This window comes from Aquimarina rhabdastrellae (assembly GCA_947387485.1).
In the GTDB taxonomy this organism is placed as follows: Bacteria; Bacteroidota; Bacteroidia; order Flavobacteriales; family Flavobacteriaceae; genus Aquimarina.
The window spans coordinates 26,092-44,704 of sequence record CANDNT010000010.1; the positions used below are offsets into that span (position 1 = coordinate 26,092).

General features: G+C 31.1%; 20 protein-coding genes. 17 read left to right on the forward strand and 3 right to left on the reverse strand.

The window, feature by feature from the left end; genetic code table 11:
* Positions 1-29 precede the first annotated feature (29 nt).
* Positions 30-1,607: a hypothetical protein gene (locus tag ACYEKI_RS14455; RefSeq protein WP_459211909.1), complete on the reverse strand. Its 1,578-nt coding sequence runs from the start codon at positions 1,605-1,607 to the stop codon at positions 30-32.
* 459 nt (positions 1,608-2,066) lie between these two features.
* Here ACYEKI_RS14455 and ACYEKI_RS14460 point away from each other — a divergent pair, with 459 nt between their 5' ends.
* The 8 genes from ACYEKI_RS14460 to ACYEKI_RS14495 all read left to right on the forward strand — a co-directional run bounded on the left by ACYEKI_RS14460 (position 2,067) and on the right by ACYEKI_RS14495 (position 6,995).
* The gene (locus tag ACYEKI_RS14460; protein WP_459211910.1) at positions 2,067-2,348 is read left to right on the forward strand and encodes a hypothetical protein; all 282 of its coding nucleotides are present in this window, start codon (positions 2,067-2,069) and stop codon (positions 2,346-2,348) included.
* A 3-nt stretch (positions 2,349-2,351) separates the two neighbouring features.
* Entirely contained in the window at positions 2,352-2,744 is a 393-nt protein-coding gene (locus ACYEKI_RS14465; protein ID WP_459211911.1) for a group III truncated hemoglobin, read from the forward strand.
* A 13-nt stretch (positions 2,745-2,757) separates the two neighbouring features.
* Entirely contained in the window at positions 2,758-3,096 is a 339-nt protein-coding gene (locus ACYEKI_RS14470; protein ID WP_459211912.1) for a cupin domain-containing protein, read from the forward strand.
* Between the two features lie 94 nt (positions 3,097-3,190).
* On the forward strand, positions 3,191-4,147 hold the full coding sequence (locus ACYEKI_RS14475; RefSeq protein WP_459211913.1) for a sterol desaturase family protein: 957 nt from the start codon (positions 3,191-3,193) through the stop codon (positions 4,145-4,147).
* A gap of 296 nt (positions 4,148-4,443) precedes the next feature.
* Complete coding sequence (locus tag ACYEKI_RS14480; protein WP_459211914.1) at positions 4,444-4,824, forward strand: hypothetical protein; 381 nt, start codon at positions 4,444-4,446, stop codon at positions 4,822-4,824.
* Positions 4,825-4,907: 83 nt separating this feature from the next.
* On the forward strand, positions 4,908-5,396 hold the full coding sequence (locus ACYEKI_RS14485; RefSeq protein WP_459211915.1) for a hypothetical protein: 489 nt from the start codon (positions 4,908-4,910) through the stop codon (positions 5,394-5,396).
* A 33-nt stretch (positions 5,397-5,429) separates the two neighbouring features.
* Positions 5,430-5,978, forward strand: coding sequence for a GNAT family N-acetyltransferase (locus ACYEKI_RS14490; RefSeq protein WP_459211916.1), 549 nt, complete (start codon positions 5,430-5,432; stop codon positions 5,976-5,978).
* Between the two features lie 477 nt (positions 5,979-6,455).
* Positions 6,456-6,995 (forward strand): DinB family protein, encoded by a 540-nt coding sequence (locus ACYEKI_RS14495; protein ID WP_459211917.1) that lies wholly within the window; start codon positions 6,456-6,458, stop codon positions 6,993-6,995.
* Between the two features lie 528 nt (positions 6,996-7,523).
* Here the strand turns inward: ACYEKI_RS14495 and ACYEKI_RS14500 are convergent.
* Both ACYEKI_RS14500 and ACYEKI_RS14505 read right to left on the reverse strand, forming a co-directional pair.
* Positions 7,524-8,432: a universal stress protein gene (locus ACYEKI_RS14500; RefSeq protein WP_459211918.1), complete on the reverse strand. Its 909-nt coding sequence runs from the start codon at positions 8,430-8,432 to the stop codon at positions 7,524-7,526.
* 276 nt (positions 8,433-8,708) lie between these two features.
* Positions 8,709-9,344 (reverse strand): Crp/Fnr family transcriptional regulator, encoded by a 636-nt coding sequence (locus ACYEKI_RS14505; protein ID WP_459211919.1) that lies wholly within the window; start codon positions 9,342-9,344, stop codon positions 8,709-8,711.
* 159 nt (positions 9,345-9,503) lie between these two features.
* Between ACYEKI_RS14505 and ACYEKI_RS14510 the strand changes: the two genes are divergently transcribed.
* The 9 genes from ACYEKI_RS14510 to trxA all read left to right on the forward strand — a co-directional run bounded on the left by ACYEKI_RS14510 (position 9,504) and on the right by trxA (position 18,601).
* Positions 9,504-11,879: a heavy metal translocating P-type ATPase gene (locus tag ACYEKI_RS14510; RefSeq protein WP_459211920.1), complete on the forward strand. Its 2,376-nt coding sequence runs from the start codon at positions 9,504-9,506 to the stop codon at positions 11,877-11,879.
* A gap of 83 nt (positions 11,880-11,962) precedes the next feature.
* Positions 11,963-12,133 carry a cbb3-type cytochrome oxidase assembly protein CcoS gene (gene ccoS, locus ACYEKI_RS14515; RefSeq protein ID WP_459211921.1) on the forward strand — a complete coding sequence of 57 codons (171 nt, stop codon included), beginning with the start codon at positions 11,963-11,965 and terminating at the stop codon, positions 12,131-12,133.
* A gap of 25 nt (positions 12,134-12,158) precedes the next feature.
* Positions 12,159-14,360, forward strand: coding sequence for a cytochrome-c oxidase, cbb3-type subunit I (gene ccoN / locus ACYEKI_RS14520; protein ID WP_459211922.1), 2,202 nt, complete (start codon positions 12,159-12,161; stop codon positions 14,358-14,360).
* A 6-nt stretch (positions 14,361-14,366) separates the two neighbouring features.
* On the forward strand, positions 14,367-14,552 hold the full coding sequence (locus ACYEKI_RS14525; protein ID WP_459211923.1) for a CcoQ/FixQ family Cbb3-type cytochrome c oxidase assembly chaperone: 186 nt from the start codon (positions 14,367-14,369) through the stop codon (positions 14,550-14,552).
* Positions 14,549-15,526, forward strand: a complete 978-nt coding sequence (locus tag ACYEKI_RS14530; RefSeq protein ID WP_459211924.1) for a cbb3-type cytochrome c oxidase N-terminal domain-containing protein — start codon at positions 14,549-14,551, stop codon at positions 15,524-15,526. Before ACYEKI_RS14525 ends, ACYEKI_RS14530 begins: the two co-directional genes overlap by 4 nt.
* Positions 15,527-15,544: 18 nt before the next feature.
* Complete coding sequence (gene ccoG / locus ACYEKI_RS14535) at positions 15,545-16,966, forward strand: cytochrome c oxidase accessory protein CcoG (protein ID WP_459211925.1); 1,422 nt, start codon at positions 15,545-15,547, stop codon at positions 16,964-16,966.
* Between the two features lie 13 nt (positions 16,967-16,979).
* A complete protein-coding gene (locus tag ACYEKI_RS14540) occupies positions 16,980-17,429 on the forward strand; it encodes a FixH family protein (RefSeq protein ID WP_459211926.1) in 450 nt (149 codons plus the stop codon).
* Positions 17,430-18,131 (forward strand): sulfite exporter TauE/SafE family protein, encoded by a 702-nt coding sequence (locus ACYEKI_RS14545; protein ID WP_459211927.1) that lies wholly within the window; start codon positions 17,430-17,432, stop codon positions 18,129-18,131.
* A gap of 173 nt (positions 18,132-18,304) precedes the next feature.
* Positions 18,305-18,601: a thioredoxin gene (gene trxA / locus ACYEKI_RS14550; RefSeq protein WP_459211928.1), complete on the forward strand. Its 297-nt coding sequence runs from the start codon at positions 18,305-18,307 to the stop codon at positions 18,599-18,601.
* Positions 18,602-18,613: the final 12 nt, after the last annotated feature.

The window sequence follows — 18,613 nt, forward strand, 5'->3', positions numbered from 1 at the left end:
TTTATGAAAAATGTGACTTGATAAAGTCTTTAGTAATTGTATAATTGTTTACGAATTCTGGCTTTTTCTCTTAATTCTTTAGGAAGCCTTACACTTGCCATCCACAAAGGAGCAATACGTTCGTAAGAAATTAAATAGATATCCAAAACATCCTTTTCTAGTGTATTAAAGGATAAATATACCTTACCTAAACCTTTATGGAAATTGTCAACCCATTTATTAGTTTTTGTATCGGTTAATAATACATAACGCTCATATGTTTTAGGCATTAAATCCTCGTCAAAAGTAATTGTTGGCTGTACAGGATTATATCTTCTTCCTTTAGGATATACATTAAACCCAAAATGTAATCCATACAATTTTTGTTCTTGAACAGTTGACAAGTCAAAATTACCTAATGTCACTGTAAATGGTGACCATTTACCTGTTAATTGTATCTGTACAAGGCAATCTGTTTCTGGTAAATCTACGCTCTCAATAATTACTTCATCAAGATGAGATAACCAATTCATATCAAAAGACAAAGCTGTTTTTGGTGAATAGAATCCTTCGTCTCTAAACTGAGCAAATTTTAATGGTTGTTTTTCTGGTTGAATTATAGAGTTATACGTTTCTTGTGCTAATGATGCTGTATCATAGTTTACAAAAAGTCCATAATCTATTTTATAGTGTTCTTCCATATCAAGTAACTCAATAGCCCGATTACTCTTATGTCCCACTTCGATCATCTCTGTCTTCCATCTTCTTTTAATCGGTCTTCTTAATTTTTCAAAATCAATAGTAACTTCTTTTGATCTATTGGATAATGTTTTATAATCAAAGTTTCCGTAATCAAAATCTGCTACATTAATTCCTCTATTTTTTTCTTGTACCAAAGTGCGATACAACTCTTTAGGTAATAAAAACCAGGTATGTGCTAATATTTTGTTTTGATTAAAATTTACAGGATTATGCACTCTTTCGTTAAAATCTGAATAATCTTCACTGGTTAAAGAGACTTCCCATTTCCCAGGATCTAGACATCCATTTACAATACTCATTCTATAAGTTCTATCCAAGGCTTTGTTATAAGCTTCAGAGTTTTGCTGAGATTTATTGATACTAAACTCTTTAAATTCTTTACGAAACCCTACTCCATAACGATTAAATTCTTCTAGTAATAATTCTGGATATAAATGGTCTCCTTCTGTATTTAGCGTTGGTATAATACGCATTACGTCAAAATCTTCTACGACAACTTCGTTTCCTTTCTTGTCCTTAAATTTAAAGTCAATTTGCACTTGCCCTTCTGGCATATGCTCATTAAGTGTCATTTCTACAGTATTAAAATGTAATGCTTCTTCGTCCTTTGCAAAAGTTTCGTCTTTTTCCCATGCATCATACTCATACGTTTCAGAAGGGCTAACTCCATTAACGACGATGGTATTATTGTTTTCTTCAAAAATCTTCTGAATTGCAGTAGGTGCTGCTGTCAAATCGTTTTTACTTTCGCCCCATTTATATGTATAACAGCTTGAGGTTAACATTAAACCTGCAAGAATCATACTGGACTTGACATAAAACCCTTTCCTTTTTTTGACGATGTTTTGTGTGATTGTTGTTTTCATCGATTTGTAAAAATTAGTTGTTGTTTATGAATTGAATTATAGTTGTTCATTTATTCTTATAGTAAAACCATTATTGGATTTACCTTTTCTAAACTTTTAATAAAATTGGAGGGGATAATTTTCTTCTTTACACATCAATAAAGTGAGGGCAATGCGTAATTTCAATGCGTCAAAATTATAGTATTATCATTTTTTTCTTTTAAAATTTACCACAATATAATTATGGCTATTCCTCATTTTTTTAAGGGGTTTTTATCCCTTATACACTTAGATAATCACCTATATCCTTTATAACAAACCCTTACAAACACAGCTATTACCTATCTTTTTACAGTGCTTTTAAAAACTGTTTATCAACTAGTTAAAAAAAAATTATTTTTTATCTAATACATGACTTATATCATAAAATATGTGGTTTTACTCGCCTTAAATTTGTATTAAACATTAAATGTTATGAGTATGAGCATATATAAAAAATGGACCGAAGAATTTAAAAATGGTGTTATAGGATATTCCTCAATTGCAATCATTCCGCAGAGTTGTTTAGGATCTATTGCAGCGATGTTTATTTTAATGAACGGGAATAATTTTGCCCAGATGATACAATTGTTTTTGGTAGTTGTAGCTTGTATGACTTTTAATGCAGCTGTATTATCACAACAAAAACCTAAAATGATTTTTAATCTGTTTATAATAAGTATAGTTACAAGTATTGTACTTACAATAATAAATCTCTTTTAATTCGTGAAACAGGACATTCAGAATCGTGATCATATTCATCACCTTATCACAGCTTTCTATACAAAAATAAGGAAGAGTCCAGATATTGGCTTCTTTTTTAATGATACGATTCTTGATTGGCCTGAACATTTAGAAAAGTTAACAGATTTCTGGGAGACACAACTTTTTATTGGTGGTACATATAGAGGAAATCCTCTTGCTGCACATGCCAAAGTTGATCACCAATTTCATCATAGTATTACACAAGAGCATTTTGGTTTATGGTTGAATCTATGGTTTGAAACTATAGATGAATTATATCAAGGCGCAACGGCCGAAATGGCGAAACGCAAAGCACAAAAAATGTCAACTATGATGTATATAAATATATACCAAGAAAGAGATTCCTTGGTTTAAAATACTAATTGCTATGATAAAAACATCTTTAACAGCGGAGCTTACTTTTGGGAAATCAAAACCCAATATTACTCCATTATTAGAAACTTCTTTTTCTAAAGAGATTCGTATAGTTTTTAAAAAAGGACAAGTCATGAAATCACATAAAACACCTTTTCCTATAGTTGTATCTATTTTTGAAGGAGCAATCACTTTTGGTGTTTCTGGAGAAGATTATGCTTTAAAACGCGGTGATGTAGTTTCGCTTGATCCAAATGTTGTTCATCATCTTGAAGCAAAAAGAGACAGTATTGTTAGACTTACGTTAGTAAAACAAGATACTATTGAACGTGTTAAAGACGTAGCATCCTAAATTTTGAGATTTCTTTCAATCTATTCTATATTCACTTAGATTACGCTTATGCATTAGTGTGTAAGCGTAATTTTATTTTTAAATTACCCCTGCGATGAGTTTTCAAGAAGTCTTTCAGCTTTTATACGACGGAATAGAAATGTCATTATCGTATTTTATCAATCCCAAAAAGCGTATCTATTTATTATATCTAGGCTCTTCTACGCTATTAGCTTATTATATTTATTACCGATCAAATAAATCAACTTCTTTTTTAAATTATATCTTTCATAAAAAAATCTGGTGTAGTACTTCTTCTTATATCGACTATATTCTCATCTTTTTCAATAGTTTTATTAAGCTACTCTTTATTGCTCCTTTTTTGATTTATGGTTTTTATTTGGCCTTTCATACGCACGAATTTTTATTAAATCATTTTGGTTATCCTTCAGAAAGTCTAACTGTCTTTCAAACCCTATTATTTTATACTATTGCGCTAACACTGTTAAACGATTTTGCAAGTTTTCTTACGCATTACCTAATGCATAAAATTCCGTTTTTATGGGAGTTTCATAAAGTACATCATTCTGCCACCACTTTAAACCCCATGACTCAGTATCGATTACACCCTATAGAGTTATGTATTAATAATATAAGAGGTATTGTCATTTTTGGGATTACAACTGGCTTTTTTGATTATTTATCAAAACATCAAATTGATAAGTTAACTTTTTTAGGCGTAAATGTTTTTAGTTTTATATTCTTATTCTTTGGTGCAAACCTTAGGCATTCTCATGTTCCTTTTAAATATCCTACTTTTTTAGAATACATCTTTATTAGCCCTTTCCAACATCAAATTCATCATAGTAATGCTCCTATACATTACAACAAAAATATGGGTGCCAAATTCGCACTTTGGGATTGGTTATTTGGAACGCTTGTATTGTCTAAATCTGTAAAAAAACTATCCTTTGGTTTAGGAGAAGATGACAAACATTTTAATACGTTTTTAAAAAATATGTATCAACCCTTTGTTGGTGCTTTTAGAGCTGTTTTTAACAGGAGAGACTAATCATAAATGTTAAGATGATTTATCAATAATTTGCAAATAAAGTTTCTGTAGAAACAAACAAAACACTGTATATCAATTTTTTATTTATTATAAAATTCTTATTTTAACAAAAAATACAAGTACTAGGTAATACTTGACTTATATTAAAAACTCAATAATTAATAGAATTTTAATCTAGAAAAATATCATAGTTGGTTAAAAGATAATATTTGAGACTAACCTTCTTACATGAGAAAAATGGAGGAAAATAAAAAAAGAAATAATAATGTTTTAATAAGAATTAAAAAATACTAAAAATGAAAAAAATAATTTTACTATTAGTTATAGCTGTAACTTTTTCTCAAAACATTGTAGCTCAAAAAAAAGATAATTCGATCTTTACTGTATTAAAAAACGCTTTTACTATTACAACAAATAGTCAAACTAATAATCTTCATAATGATTTTCAAGATGATTATGATTATATTATAGAATATAACCAAGGATATAGAGACGGAGTTAATTTAGCTAAGACCTGTGAAAGAAGTAGATTATACAGTGCTTTAAATACTCCTTCTACAGAGGCCTATAAACAAGGATTATCAACAGGATTTGAAACTGAATATAGACGAAGAGGTTGTAATACAGGCGGTGGAGGCTGTCAAACAGTTGGTGGAGAAACTGTCTGTCCTAATTGATTATAAAAATTCATTTAATATTATATAAAAGTAGCAAAGTAAAAAGATTGCTACTTTTTTTATTAGTTAAACTATATTTATACATGACGAAAACTAATGACATCGATTTTTCTCTCATTCTGCATCCACATGGTTGGAGTACTGCTTGGTTTTATATAAACGGTAAAAGGTTTGAATTTACAACTACACATGCTTTTGGAGAACCTTATTTTGATTTTATAAAATCTTTATCTCAACTTATTAATAAACAAATGGAATCAACGTTTTTTTGGTATAGTGAGCCTGGAGGAAATAAGATTGAGATAAAAAGAATTAAAGATCGACAACATATCCTCAACGTAAAAATAGCCGAGTTTAATAATTCTTTTGGTGAACAACTAAAAGAGTTTGAAGAGATTTTAGAATTTGAAATAAAGGAAAAGCACCTAATTACTGTAGCATATTACCAACTCAAAAAAATCGAAACTTTGCTTCAAGATAAATCATTCGCTCTTTATCGAAGTAACAACTTTCCCTTTCAGGATTTTATGTTATTTGAAAATAAAGTTACGACCTATTTAAAATTCATATAAAGTATATTTTTAAATCAACCTCAATCATAAAAAATGAAACTAAAACTAGCCGAATCAGATAATGAACTACAACAAATTTTGGAATTGCAAAATGCGAATCATTATAATAATGTCTCCTCTACATTACAAAAATCAGATGGTTTTGTAACAGTAAGTCATGATTTTGATTTATTGTCCAATATGAATAAAAAAGCAAAACAAATCATTGCTGTAGATAACGGAAAAGTCATAGGCTATGCATTGGTTATGCTTAAAGAGTTTAAAAATATGATTCCTGTACTTATTCCCATGTTTGATATGTTTCAAAACATAGCTTATCATGACATTAAACTTGATGATCTTAATTATTATGTTATGGGGCAAGTATGTATTGCTCAAGAATATCGAGGAAAAGGTATTTTTAAAAGTTTATATCAAAAACATAAAGAAGTGTATTCTCCTCAATTTGAGTTATGCTTAACAGAGGTAGCTTCTAACAATCTAAGATCAATGAAAGCACATCAAAAAATCGGCTTTAAAATACTACATACCTACAGCGACACTACCAATGAATGGAATATCTTATCTTGGGATTGGAAATAATGATTATAACCATTGCTTCTGTTTTTCATATTATTTTTACATTCTATTCCAACTTACAAACAAAAGCATTATATCTTATCCTTTTTTATGATTCATTAAGCGCCATTATAAAAGCTACTGGGAAACTATATTAACGATTGTTGATTTATTTTTTGATCCAAGATCAATTAATTTTGAACTATCCTTCCGATAGATCGTTAAAAGAATTATGACTATCTAATTATTGGATATAACAATCTTAGATAGTCTAAAAATAGTTTTCTATAAGCTACAGTATATAGTTTATATTGAGAATCCTTTTTAATTTTAGATTTAGCTTTTTACATTTTAGATTCAATCCAACTTATCCATCGTTGCTAATCACTCTTCTCTTATAAAAAACACAACAATTACTCTTGATTCATTATTAATTATCCTAAGGTTATTTATTTGATCTATATTTACCATTCTAGACATATTTATTAAAAATAAAACTGAATGATTAAACACATTGAATTCCCTTCAAAAAACGAATATCCTAGCTATGCAGAAATGTATATGAAATTAGTTAAAAAAGATGGTAGTCTTATTCAACAATTGAAATTGAGTTTGGAGAAAACTAAAGCTTTATTTAATACTTTATCTCAAGAAGAGTTAGATTATCGATACGAAAAGAATAAATGGTCTATTAAAGAAATCTTAGTACATATAATTGATGATGAAAGAATTTATGGATATAGAGCTCTTTCTTTTGCTAGAAACGATAAAACAAATCTTCCTGGATTTGAACAAGAAGATTATAATCATTATTCAGACACCTCAGCTAGAACAATTGAGAATATATTAGAAGAATATGAAGCTGTAAGGTTATCTACTATAGCCTTGTTTAATGGCTTATCTGATACTGCATTAAAACGTATAGGAACTGCAAACGGAAATCAAGCAAGTGCAAGAGCTTTGGGATATCATATTCTAGGACATGATTTACATCACATAAAAATAATTGAAGATTTGTATTTAAAAAATAGCAATGCCTAAATCAATATTTAATATTAGTAAGTACATAAATTAAATTCTCAATACAATTTGTTAAAACGAGCTATAATATTAACCATAATTTTTAATTCAATAATTCTAATTGGAATTCCAGCTGGTCATGGTTATGGAATCATGATATTATTCGAATTGATTAGTCTTCCTCATATTATCAAAAATGGAATCTATCTTCAGGAAGAATATCCTTTTCAAAGTAGTTTAATGCTAATGACGTTATTTTCATTTATTGGAAAATTGATTTCAATTATTACATTGTTTTCCAAAAATATATTAAGCAAAAAAAACTTGATTTATATCGGATTGATTTTAATGCTTATTTCATTTTTTGGAGTTAGCTATAAGACTTGGGACTATGACAACTTTTTATTTACTATAACATTTGGAAGTGGAATCCTGTTTTTAATATGCTCTGGAAGAGTTTTTTATCTAATCAATAAACTAAAATAAAAAAGTCTCAGAACATTTTGGCATTATGTTCTGAGGCTCTTTATAAAACAAACAGATAATTAATTATTTCACCACTACACTGGCAGTTGTATTTAATTGTGGTGTACTTTTATATATCCCTAATTCTGGGATAATCATGAAAGGTATGTTGATTGCAAAAGAATCTAACCTTACCTTGGTCTCTCTTGTAATGGTCTCTATAAAACTGTGTTGATAATTCAACATGATCAAGAGATATATTTGAAATTTATTTGCAAAATTTTCTATTGTATTAGAAACAGAATCTTCTTGAGCTTTAACAAGATGTACTTTATGTTTTGCCTCTTTAAAGTATCTTTTTAACATATTAAGATTAAACTGCTGAATTTCGGATAACTCGGGAGTAACCTGTACATGCAAAATCTTAACTGTTGCATCAAAAACACTAGCTGTCTCTATAATGGGTTCTATCATCGCTTCATTATAAAAACGTTTAAGATCAGTGGCAAAAACAATATCCTTTACCTCTTTATATTCATAATGCTGAGGTATAATTAATATGGGGCAATTTTTAATAGCTTTTACTATTCTTACTGCATTACTCCCCATACTAACATCCAACGAAGCTGTTGCTCCTTTGGCTCCCATAATAAGCATATCAATATTTTCAGATAATACGATATCTTTAATTTCGTCTACTATTAGACTAAATGAAGATATCGTTTTAAATTCATGTCTTGGATTCTTACTATAATCATAAATATCATAAAGTATTTTCTTTAATCCATTTTCTGAATCTGTTTGAGAATCTCCACTTTGCTTACTTCCTACATTTTTTTTGGCTAAAAAACGATTATGAACAATTGCAGGTGTATATGTATGAAGTATATAAAATATACATTCTTCGTTTTTTAATAACGAAACCGCATACTTGATAGCATTCCATGAATTTTCTGAAAAGTCTGTAGGTAATAAAATCTTCTTTGTATGCATTACTATCTATAGTTATTTATAAAAAAACTAGTTTCTTAACATAGTAAATCTATAGACTTACTATAATTAAAATATATTTCGTGTATGATATTTGTTGTTAAGAAGAAACTATAGGCGTATTAGTATACCTATATTTGATTTATTAGTGTTAATACTCCTCGTTTAAAAACATTCTATCTCACATCAAAAGTCATTTCAAAAGTATAGTTATTCGCTCTTTAGAACTATGACTTATGTCAGTTTTTAAATAAAAACACTTAATTTAATCAATCAATTTTATAATGCATTAGCTATTTGATTCATTCCTTTAAGGTCTTCTACTTTAATTCTTTTTCCTTTAGTAGAAATTAATTTTTCTTTTTTAAGTTGTGATATTAATCTAATCGCCGATTCTGTAGCTGTACCTACTACATTAGCGATATCTTCACGAGATAGTACCAATGACAGATACCCTTCTTCGTCTGTACCAAAAGTATCCTGTAAATATAAAATCACCTCGACCAAGCGTTGCTTTACTGGCTTTTGAGACATATTTACAATTACATCGTCTGCCTCTTTTAATTCGTGAGCCATATGACGTAACATCTCTGATGTAAAATTAGGATTCTTATGTACACTATCCATAATAATGTCTTTAGGTACAAAACAAACCTCCATATCAGATACTGCGACAGCACTCAAATTTGTAGACTCTTCTACAACAACCGATCGCTGTCCTAGGATCTCCCCTTTAGTGGCAAATTTTACGATTTGATCTTTACCGTTACAACTCAATTTTGAAAGCTTAGAGATTCCATTACGTACGCAATACACTCCGTTAAGCTTTTCTCCTTCATCAAAAATGGCATCACCTTTTTTGACAACCTTAGTAGTTTTATTATCAGACACTTTCTTTAAATCCTCTTTGCTCATGGCTCTAAGTGAATTGAACTGTCTGATAATACAATTTTCACATCTGCTATTCATAATACAACAAAGATACAAGATAAACACCGACCAAAAACTGATAATTATCATATTTTATTCTATCATCCTGATAAACCTTTGCATAGGGATAAATGCAACTTAATTATGGAAAAATCTAGCTGTTTCCATTGCGGTGATATATGCACTTCGATTATCAATTTTGATGATAAAGAGTTTTGCTGTAATGGGTGTAAAACTGTTTACGAAATTTTTACACTAAGCAACTTAACAGACTACTATACTATAGAGAAAAAAGCTGGAGCAAAACCTCTAGAATCGTATAGTAAATACGATTTTCTGTCTGACGAAAAAATTGTTTCTCAATTATTAGATTTTGACGACAGTACTACGCAAATCATCACACTTTACATTCCGCATATTCATTGTAGTTCCTGTATTTGGATCTTAGAAAATTTACATAAACTTCAAGAAAACATAACAGCTTCTCAGGTTAATTTCCCTAAAAAAACTGTTAGAATATCGTATAAAGCATCTTCATATACACTTAAAGATTTAGTAATCTTATTAAGTTCCATAGGTTATGAACCTTATATTAGTCTAGATGATGTCGCTTCAGAAAAAAAGGGTGTTGATCGCAGTCTTATCTATAAATTAGGTATTGCAGGGTTCGCTTTTGGTAATGTGATGTTCTTATCTTTTCCAGAATATTTTGAAATGCAAGACTATTGGATAGAACGTTATAAGCACACCTTTAGGTGGTTGATGTTTTTCTTTTCCCTTCCAGTAGTTTTCTATGCGGCTCAATCCTATTTTATAGCTGCATATAGAGGTATTACATCAAGAATACTCAATATCGATATTCCTATTGCCTTAGGTATTTTGGTCCTTTTTATTAGAAGTGCTATCGAAATTATTTTTGACCTGGGTACAGGTTTCTTTGATAGTTTAACAGGTTTGGTTTTCTTTTTATTGTTAGGAAAGTTCTTTCAGCAAAAAACCTACAACTTCCTTTCTTTTGAAAGAGATTATAAATCCTACTTCCCTATAGCCGTAACAAAAATTAATTCTGATCAATCTGAAGCTACTGTTCAAGTCTATGACATTAAAAAAGGAGATCGCTTATTAATTCGTAATGGAGAATTGCTTCCTGTAGATGCCATTTTAATCAAAGGTAAAGCTACCATTGATTATAGTTTTGTAACCGGTGAATCTGAAGCCATACAAAAAAACTCTGGAGATAAACTCTTTGCAGGTGGTAAACAACTCGACGATGTTATTGAGGTTGAAGCGATAAAAACAGTTTCACAAAGTTATCTTACACAATTATGGAGTCATGAGGTCTTTCAACAAGAAACAGAAAATCCTTTTAGAACCATTACAGATACCATTAGTAAACGTTTTACTATAGCCGTACTAACCATCGCCACATTAGCAACTACATATTGGATGATTTATGATAGTAGCAAAGCACTTAATGTCTTCACTGCTGTATTAATCATTGCCTGCCCATGTGCTATCGCACTTGCTTCTCCTTTTACCTTAGGAAATTTGTTACGTATCTTGGGTAAAAAGAAGTTTTATCTTAAAAATGCAGCTGTCATAGAAAAAATGGCAACTATTGATACTGTTATATTTGATAAAACAGGGACTATTACTTCAAACGAACAAAGTACGATTACTTATGATGGTATACCGCTCACGCACAAAGAAGCGTCTATACTTAAAAGTACCCTAAGAGCTTCTAATCATCCCTTGAGTAGACGTTTATATGATCAATTAGCTCCTTTTGATATCCAACCCATTGATAGTTTTCAAGAACATTTAGGGCAAGGTATCGAAGCAAAAATCAATTCTAAATCTTTAAAAATTGGATCTGCTACTTTTGTAGGTGTACCTATACTATCAAAAAAGACATTACAAACTACAGTACATATCGCTAGTAACGATACTTATAAAGGATACTACGTTTTTCATAATACTTATAGAAAAGGATTAAAATCATTATTCCAGAAATTTCATAAAGAAATGAAAGTAGGTATTCTTTCTGGAGATAATGAAGGAGAAAAAGCTTACCTAGAAACACTACTTCCTAAAGGAATTCCATTACTGTTTAATCAAAAACCAGAAGACAAGCTTAACTACATTAAAGCCTTACAAGAACAAGGTCAAAAGGTATTAATGATCGGTGACGGTTTAAATGATGCAGGCGCTCTTGTTCAAAGCGATGTAGGTGTTGCTCTTTCAGAAAATATCAATGTCTTTTCTCCTGCCTGCGATGCTATTTTGGATGCTACAAAGTTTGAACAACTATATACCTATTTAAAAACAGCAAAAAAGGCTATGCGTATTATTAAAATGAGTTTTATACTCTCATTATTATACAATTTAATCGGACTTTATTTTGCTGTAACAGGGCAATTAAAACCTGTAATAGCTGCCATTTTAATGCCCTTGAGTTCTATTAGTATAGTGGTCTTTACTACCCTAGCAACAAACATTATCAATAAACAAACTAAATAATACGGTAAGACCATAAAACATGATATTTATCATTTTATAAGGTGCGGTATCACAGTACTTTTGGTCTATAAATTAACAGCGTTATGAATGTCATCTACTTACTTCTCACCATAAGTATTATCGTGGCTATTCTCTTTTTTGTCGCCTTTATTATATCGGTAAAAAAAGGGCAATATGATGATACTTATACTCCATCTGTTCGGATTCTGTTTGATGACGAGCTCGTAAAGGAAAAAACAACAACTCACGAATAACCAATACACGGATAATTAAATATATATGGAAATACAGCAGTTTTACTACGATAACAAAATCGTTAAAAAATTCATTTATGCGACGATGTTTTGGGGAATCATAGGAATGTCGGTAGGGTTATTACTAGCCTTTATGTTTCTATTTCCCAATTTAACAGACGGCATCTCTTGGTTAAGTTTTGGTAGATTAAGACCTTTACACACCAATGCCGTAATCTTTGCCTTTGTAGGTAATGCTATTTTTGCTGGAGTATACTACTCTACTCAGCGATTACTTAAAGCTAGAATGTTTAGTGATGCTTTAAGTAATTTTAACTTCTGGGGATGGCAACTTATCATTGTTGGTGCAGCAATTACGTTACCTCTGGGATACACTACTTCAAAAGAATATGCCGAGTTAGAGTGGCCTTTTGATATCGCTATTGCATTAGTTTGGGTAGCTTTTGGTTGGAACTTAATCGGTACTATTTTAAAACGTAGACAGCGACATCTTTATGTAGCTATCTGGTTTTATTTAGGAACTTTTGTAACCGTAGCTGTATTACATATTTTTAATAGTTTAGAATTACCTGTAAGTGCTTTAAAAAGTTATTCTGTTTATGCAGGTGTTCAAGATGCATTAGTACAATGGTGGTATGGTCATAATGCCGTAGCATTCTTCTTGACAACTCCGTTTTTAGGATTGATGTACTACTTTGTACCTAAAGCTGCTAATAGACCTGTATATTCTTATCGCTTATCGATAGTTCACTTCTGGTCATTAATCTTTATCTATATCTGGGCTGGTCCTCACCACTTATTATATACTTCATTACCTGATTGGGCACAAAACTTAGGTGTAGCTTTCTCTGTAATGTTAATTGCTCCATCTTGGGGAGGTATGATCAACGGTTTATTAACCTTGAGAGGTGCATGGGATAAAGTACGTATTGACCCAGTATTAAAATTTATGGTTGTTGCTATTACAGGTTATGGTATGGCAACCTTTGAAGGACCTATGCTATCACTTAAAAATGTAAATGCCATTGCGCACTTTAGTGACTGGATTATTGCTCACGTACACGTAGGTGCTTTAGCATGGAATGGATTCCTAACTTTTGGTATGGCATATTGGTTAGTACCTAAGTTATTCAAAACAAAATTATGGTCTACACAATTAGCCAATGTACACTTCTGGATAGGTACTTTAGGAATTATCATGTATGCCTTACCTATGTATGTAGCAGGTTTTGTTCAAGCTTCTATGTGGAAACAATTCAATCCAGATGGTACACTTACTTATGGTAACTTCTTAGAAACTGTAAATCAAATCATCCCTATGTATTGGATGAGAGCTATAGGTGGTACAATGTTTATCATCGGTATGTTTATCATGGTATATAATGTTGTAAAAACTATTCAATCTGGTCAAAAAGTTGAAGATGATTTAGCTGAAGCTCCTGCATTACAAAAAATATCAAAAAGACGTGTTAGAGGTGAAGGATGGCACACTTGGTTAGAGCGTAAACCAGTACAATTAACAATACTAGCTACACTTACTATTTTAATTGGAGGTATTATTCAAATTGTGCCTACTACTCTTGTTGACGAATATGTTCCAAAGATCACTAGTGTAAAACCATATACACCTTTAGAACTTGAAGGTAGGGATCTCTATATAAGAGAAAGCTGTAATGCTTGTCACTCTCAAATGGTAAGACCTTTCCGTAGTGAAGTTGAACGATATGGAGAGTATTCTAAAGCCGGAGAATTTGTTTATGATCATCCATTCTTATGGGGTAGTAAACGTACCGGACCAGATTTACATCGTATAGGTGGTAAGTACTCAGATAACTGGCACTTAAATCACTTCTATGATCCACAAAGTACATCTTCTGGTTCTATCATGCCTAGTTATAAGTGGTTAATCAAAAATAAACTTGATCGTTCTGATATTAAAACAAAAATGGAAGCTATGGTCACTTTAGGAGTACCTTATACTCCAGAAGAGATCGAACGTGCAGAACAATGGATGGATGAGCAAGCTTCTCAAATAGAGAAAAACTTATATAGCGATCCTGATTTTGCCAAGAGTTATAATGAGGACAAAAAATATGCTAAAGAAAATGGACTTGATTTCATTGAAATGAAAGATCGCGAAGTAGTTGCTTTAATCGCTTATATCCAGCGCTTGGGTACCGATATTAAAGTTGCTAAAAAAGATGAAGTTTCTCAAAACACAAAATAACAAGTCATGCTAAAATTTGTAAAAAATCATATGGAGAGTATCTCAGGGGTTGAAATATACCCTTTGATCTCCCTTCTTATTTTCTTTTTCTTCTTTGTAGCCTTATTCTGGTGGGTAGCTACAGCTAGAAAAGAACATATCACAGAAGTAAGTAATATTCCTTTAGAATCTGATAACAACAACACACTATGAATACTGTTTCTTCATATTTAAGAGTCTTTGGTTTTTTGACCTTGGCTTATATTATTCTAGAATTAACTATTGATTCTGGTACACAATGGGCTATCGAGAAATATCCTGCTTTATGGATTGTTTTATCTCTAGTACTACTTGTTTTGGTTGCTGTAGAAATTTGTCTAGCAGCCCTTCAAAAAATACTTTTCCAAACGTTAAAAGCAGATGCAAAAGAACGTTACCTAGAAGCTAAACGTCTTAGAAAAGAAAATAAATATGCTTGGCTAAAAGAAACTTATGCTAAGTTAACAAAGTCTAAGCCTATAGAAAAAGAAAGTGAAATCATTCTTGATCACAACTATGATGGTATTAAAGAATTAGATAATTCATTACCGCCATGGTGGGTATATAGTTTTTATGCTACTATCCTATTCGCTTTTATTTATATGGTAAGATTCCATGTGGTTAATGATTATACTCAAGACGAAGAATATCTAGCAGAGGTAGCCGCTGCTCAAAAAGCGATTGAAGAATACAAACGTACTGCAAAAGACCTTGTAGACTTCAATACTGTTGAATTATTGACAGAGGCTTCTGACTTAAAAGCTGGTGAAGGAATTTTTGGAGCAAACTGTGTTGCTTGCCATATGAAAGATGGTGGTGGTGGAATTGGTCCTAATCTAACTGATAAGTATTGGATTTTAGGTGGTGGAATCAAAAATGTTTTCAAAACAATTTCTGAAGGTGGTAGAGATGGTAAAGGGATGATTGCTTGGAAACAAAACCTAAAACCAGCACAAATTGCACAGGTAGCTAGTTATGTGTTATCGTTACAAGGTAGTACACCTGCAAACCCTAAGAAAGCCGAAGGTGATTTATGGACAGATCCTAATGCACCTCAAGAAGAAGCTCCTAAAACTAGTATTGACTCCACAGCAATTCAAACTCCTGCTGTAGATTCTACTAGTGTAGTAAGTACTCTTAAGAAATAACTTTATAAAGCTACTATATTGGAAACCCCCGAAAATGAACAATTCAGAGACTCTATCGGTACAATAAATACCGAGGGGAAACGCGCATGGGTTTATCCTAAAAAACCATGGGGTCGTTTATATGATTATCGTAAATGGGTGAGCTACGGGCTATTATTATTTTTATTTAGTTCACCCTTTATCAAAATCAACGGAAATCAATTTTTGATGTTCAACATCCTTGAGCGACGTTTTAACGTTTTCGGGTTTCCTTTTTGGCCACAAGACTTTCATCTGTTTGTAATCATCATGATTATAGGTGTAGTTTTTATCACCTTATTTACGGTTGCATTTGGTCGTATCTTTTGTGGCTGGATATGTCCACAAACCATTTTCATGGAAATGGTGTTTAGAAGAATAGAATATTGGATTGATGGAGATCGTGGAGCCCAAATTAGATTAGATAAAGCACCATGGAATGCCGAAAAAATACGTAAACGTGTTTTAAAATGGTTTGTATTCTTTTTGATCTCTTTTTTAATTGCTAATATTTTTCTTGCTTATTTTATAGGTAGTGATCGGTTGATTCAATATGTAGTAGATGGCCCAGCTTCGCATTTAAGCACGTTAATCTCTTTACTGATTTTTACTGGAGTATTCTACTTTATCTTTGCCTGGTTTAGAGAGCAAGTTTGTATTATCGTTTGCCCTTATGGTAGATTACAAGGTGCATTACTTGATACTAAGTCGATTGTTGTTGCTTATGATCATAAACGTGGAGAAGGTCAAAACGGTCGAGCAAAATTCAGAAAAAAAGAAGATCGTTCTGCATTAGGTAAAGGCGATTGTATTGATTGTAATCAATGTGTACAGGTTTGTCCTACTGGAATTGACATTCGTAATGGTACACAACTTGAATGTGTCAATTGTACTGCTTGTATCGATATTTGTAATCACATGATGGAAAAAGTGGATTTACCAAAAGGATTAATTCGCTATGCATCTGAAGATAATATCGAAAAGAAAGCCAAATTCAAATTTAACAATAGACTTAAAGGATATACTGCTGTACTTACCATCTTGATAGGTGTACTTACAGGAATGTTATTTTTAAGGAATGATGTCGAAGCTACTGTTTTAAGATTACCAGGGCAGTTATATGAACGTAAGGCAGATAACATCATTAGTAATGTATATACCTTTAAAGTAGTAAATAAAACTGTTGAAGATATAGCAGACATGCATTTTGAGTTATTATCTCATAAAGGTAAAATAGAATTAGTAACGCATAAAAACTTTACCGTTAAGGCACAAGATATTGCTGAAGGTACTCTATTTATCGAAATTAATGCTGCTGCTTTGGATAAAGATAAAACCAAATTAAACATTGGTGTATATCAACATGATAAACTTATAGAGACTACACAAGCAAACTTTTTAGGTCCTAGAAGTTATAATTAAAAACATATAAATTATGAAAATAAATTGGGGAACAGGAATTGTGATATGCTTTGTAGCTTTCATTAGTTTTATTTTATTTTTTGTAGTTCGCATGAGTACTCAAAAAGAATATGCGCATGATTTGGTTACCAAAGAATATTATAAAGCAGAATTAGCTTATCAAAAAGAAATCGACAGTGAAAAAAATAGCTTTTCACTATCAGAAAATATACAGACAAAAATAACTCCAGATGGTTTATTACTTATTTTCCCAAAAACCATAAAGGATAACGAAATAAAAGGAAAGATATTCCTTTACAGACCTTCTAATAAACTTTTAGATTTTGATACTGTACTATCGATATCTAATTCACAAATGCTCATACCAAAAAAACGTTTATTAGAGGGTCGATGGGATATCAAAATCTTCTGGAATTATCAAGATCAAGAATATCTTTTTAAAGAATCTTTACATTATAAATAAATGATCGCTACTGCATTTATATTAGGTTTATTAGGAAGCTTCCACTGTATTGGTATGTGTGGTCCCATAGCGTTAATGCTACCTGTTGATCGCACCAATGCAAAAAAGAAATTCTTCCAGATCACCTTATATCATAGCGGACGTTTATTAGCATACAGTGTTTTGGGGTTAGTATTTGGGTGGATAGGAAAAAGTTTGCATTTATTTGGTCTACAGCAATATTTATCTATCGGTATAGGAATTCTTATGATACTCGTCATACTACTCCCTCACACTGTTTTTAATCGTTATAACTTTTCAAAACCCATTGCTACAGCTATTATGAAAATTAAGAGTGCTTTGGGTAAAGAATTACAGAAAAAAACTACTGATACTTTTTTAACAATTGGTTTTTTAAATGGCTTTTTACCTTGTGGATTAATCTACATTGCCATTTTTGGAGCTATTGCTACAGGTAATCCTTTACAAAGCAGCGCATACATGTTATTGTTTGGATTAGGTACTATACCTTTATTATCTGTTATTATTTATGTGAGTGATTTGATTACTCAAAAAGTTAAGTATCGTATCCGTAAGATCATTCCTGTATTTGTTATACTTATGGGGTTACTATTCATCCTTAGGGGTATGGGATTAGGAATACCATATGTATCACCAAAACAAGAGTCAGAAATGATTTCTTCAAATATGAAATGCCATTAATAGTGCATTTTATCCCTTGTAAATAGGAATATTAACTATGTTTAATATTCCTATTTCATTTTTAGGTCGATAAAGTTCATTTTAAATACTATTTCATGCATTTTATCGATATTAACACAACATATTAGAAATAAGTGCTGTAAAAGTATATTTTTACTTTACAATACTATTTTATGAAGAATACTTTTCATTCAATCATTAATGCTGATATCCCTGTTTTAATTGATTTTCATGCCACTTGGTGTGGCCCTTGTAAAATGCTCGCTCCTATATTACAACAAGTAAAAGAAGAATTAGGTGATACGATCAAGATTGTAAAAATTGATGTAGATAAAAACCAAAAATTAGCTTCTCAATATCAAATTCGCAGTGTTCCTACCCTACTCTTATTTAAAGATGGAAAACAAATCTGGAAACAATCTGGTGTAGTACAAAAGGAGGATCTTATTAATTTGATTAAAACCATATAATTTAAATCCTTA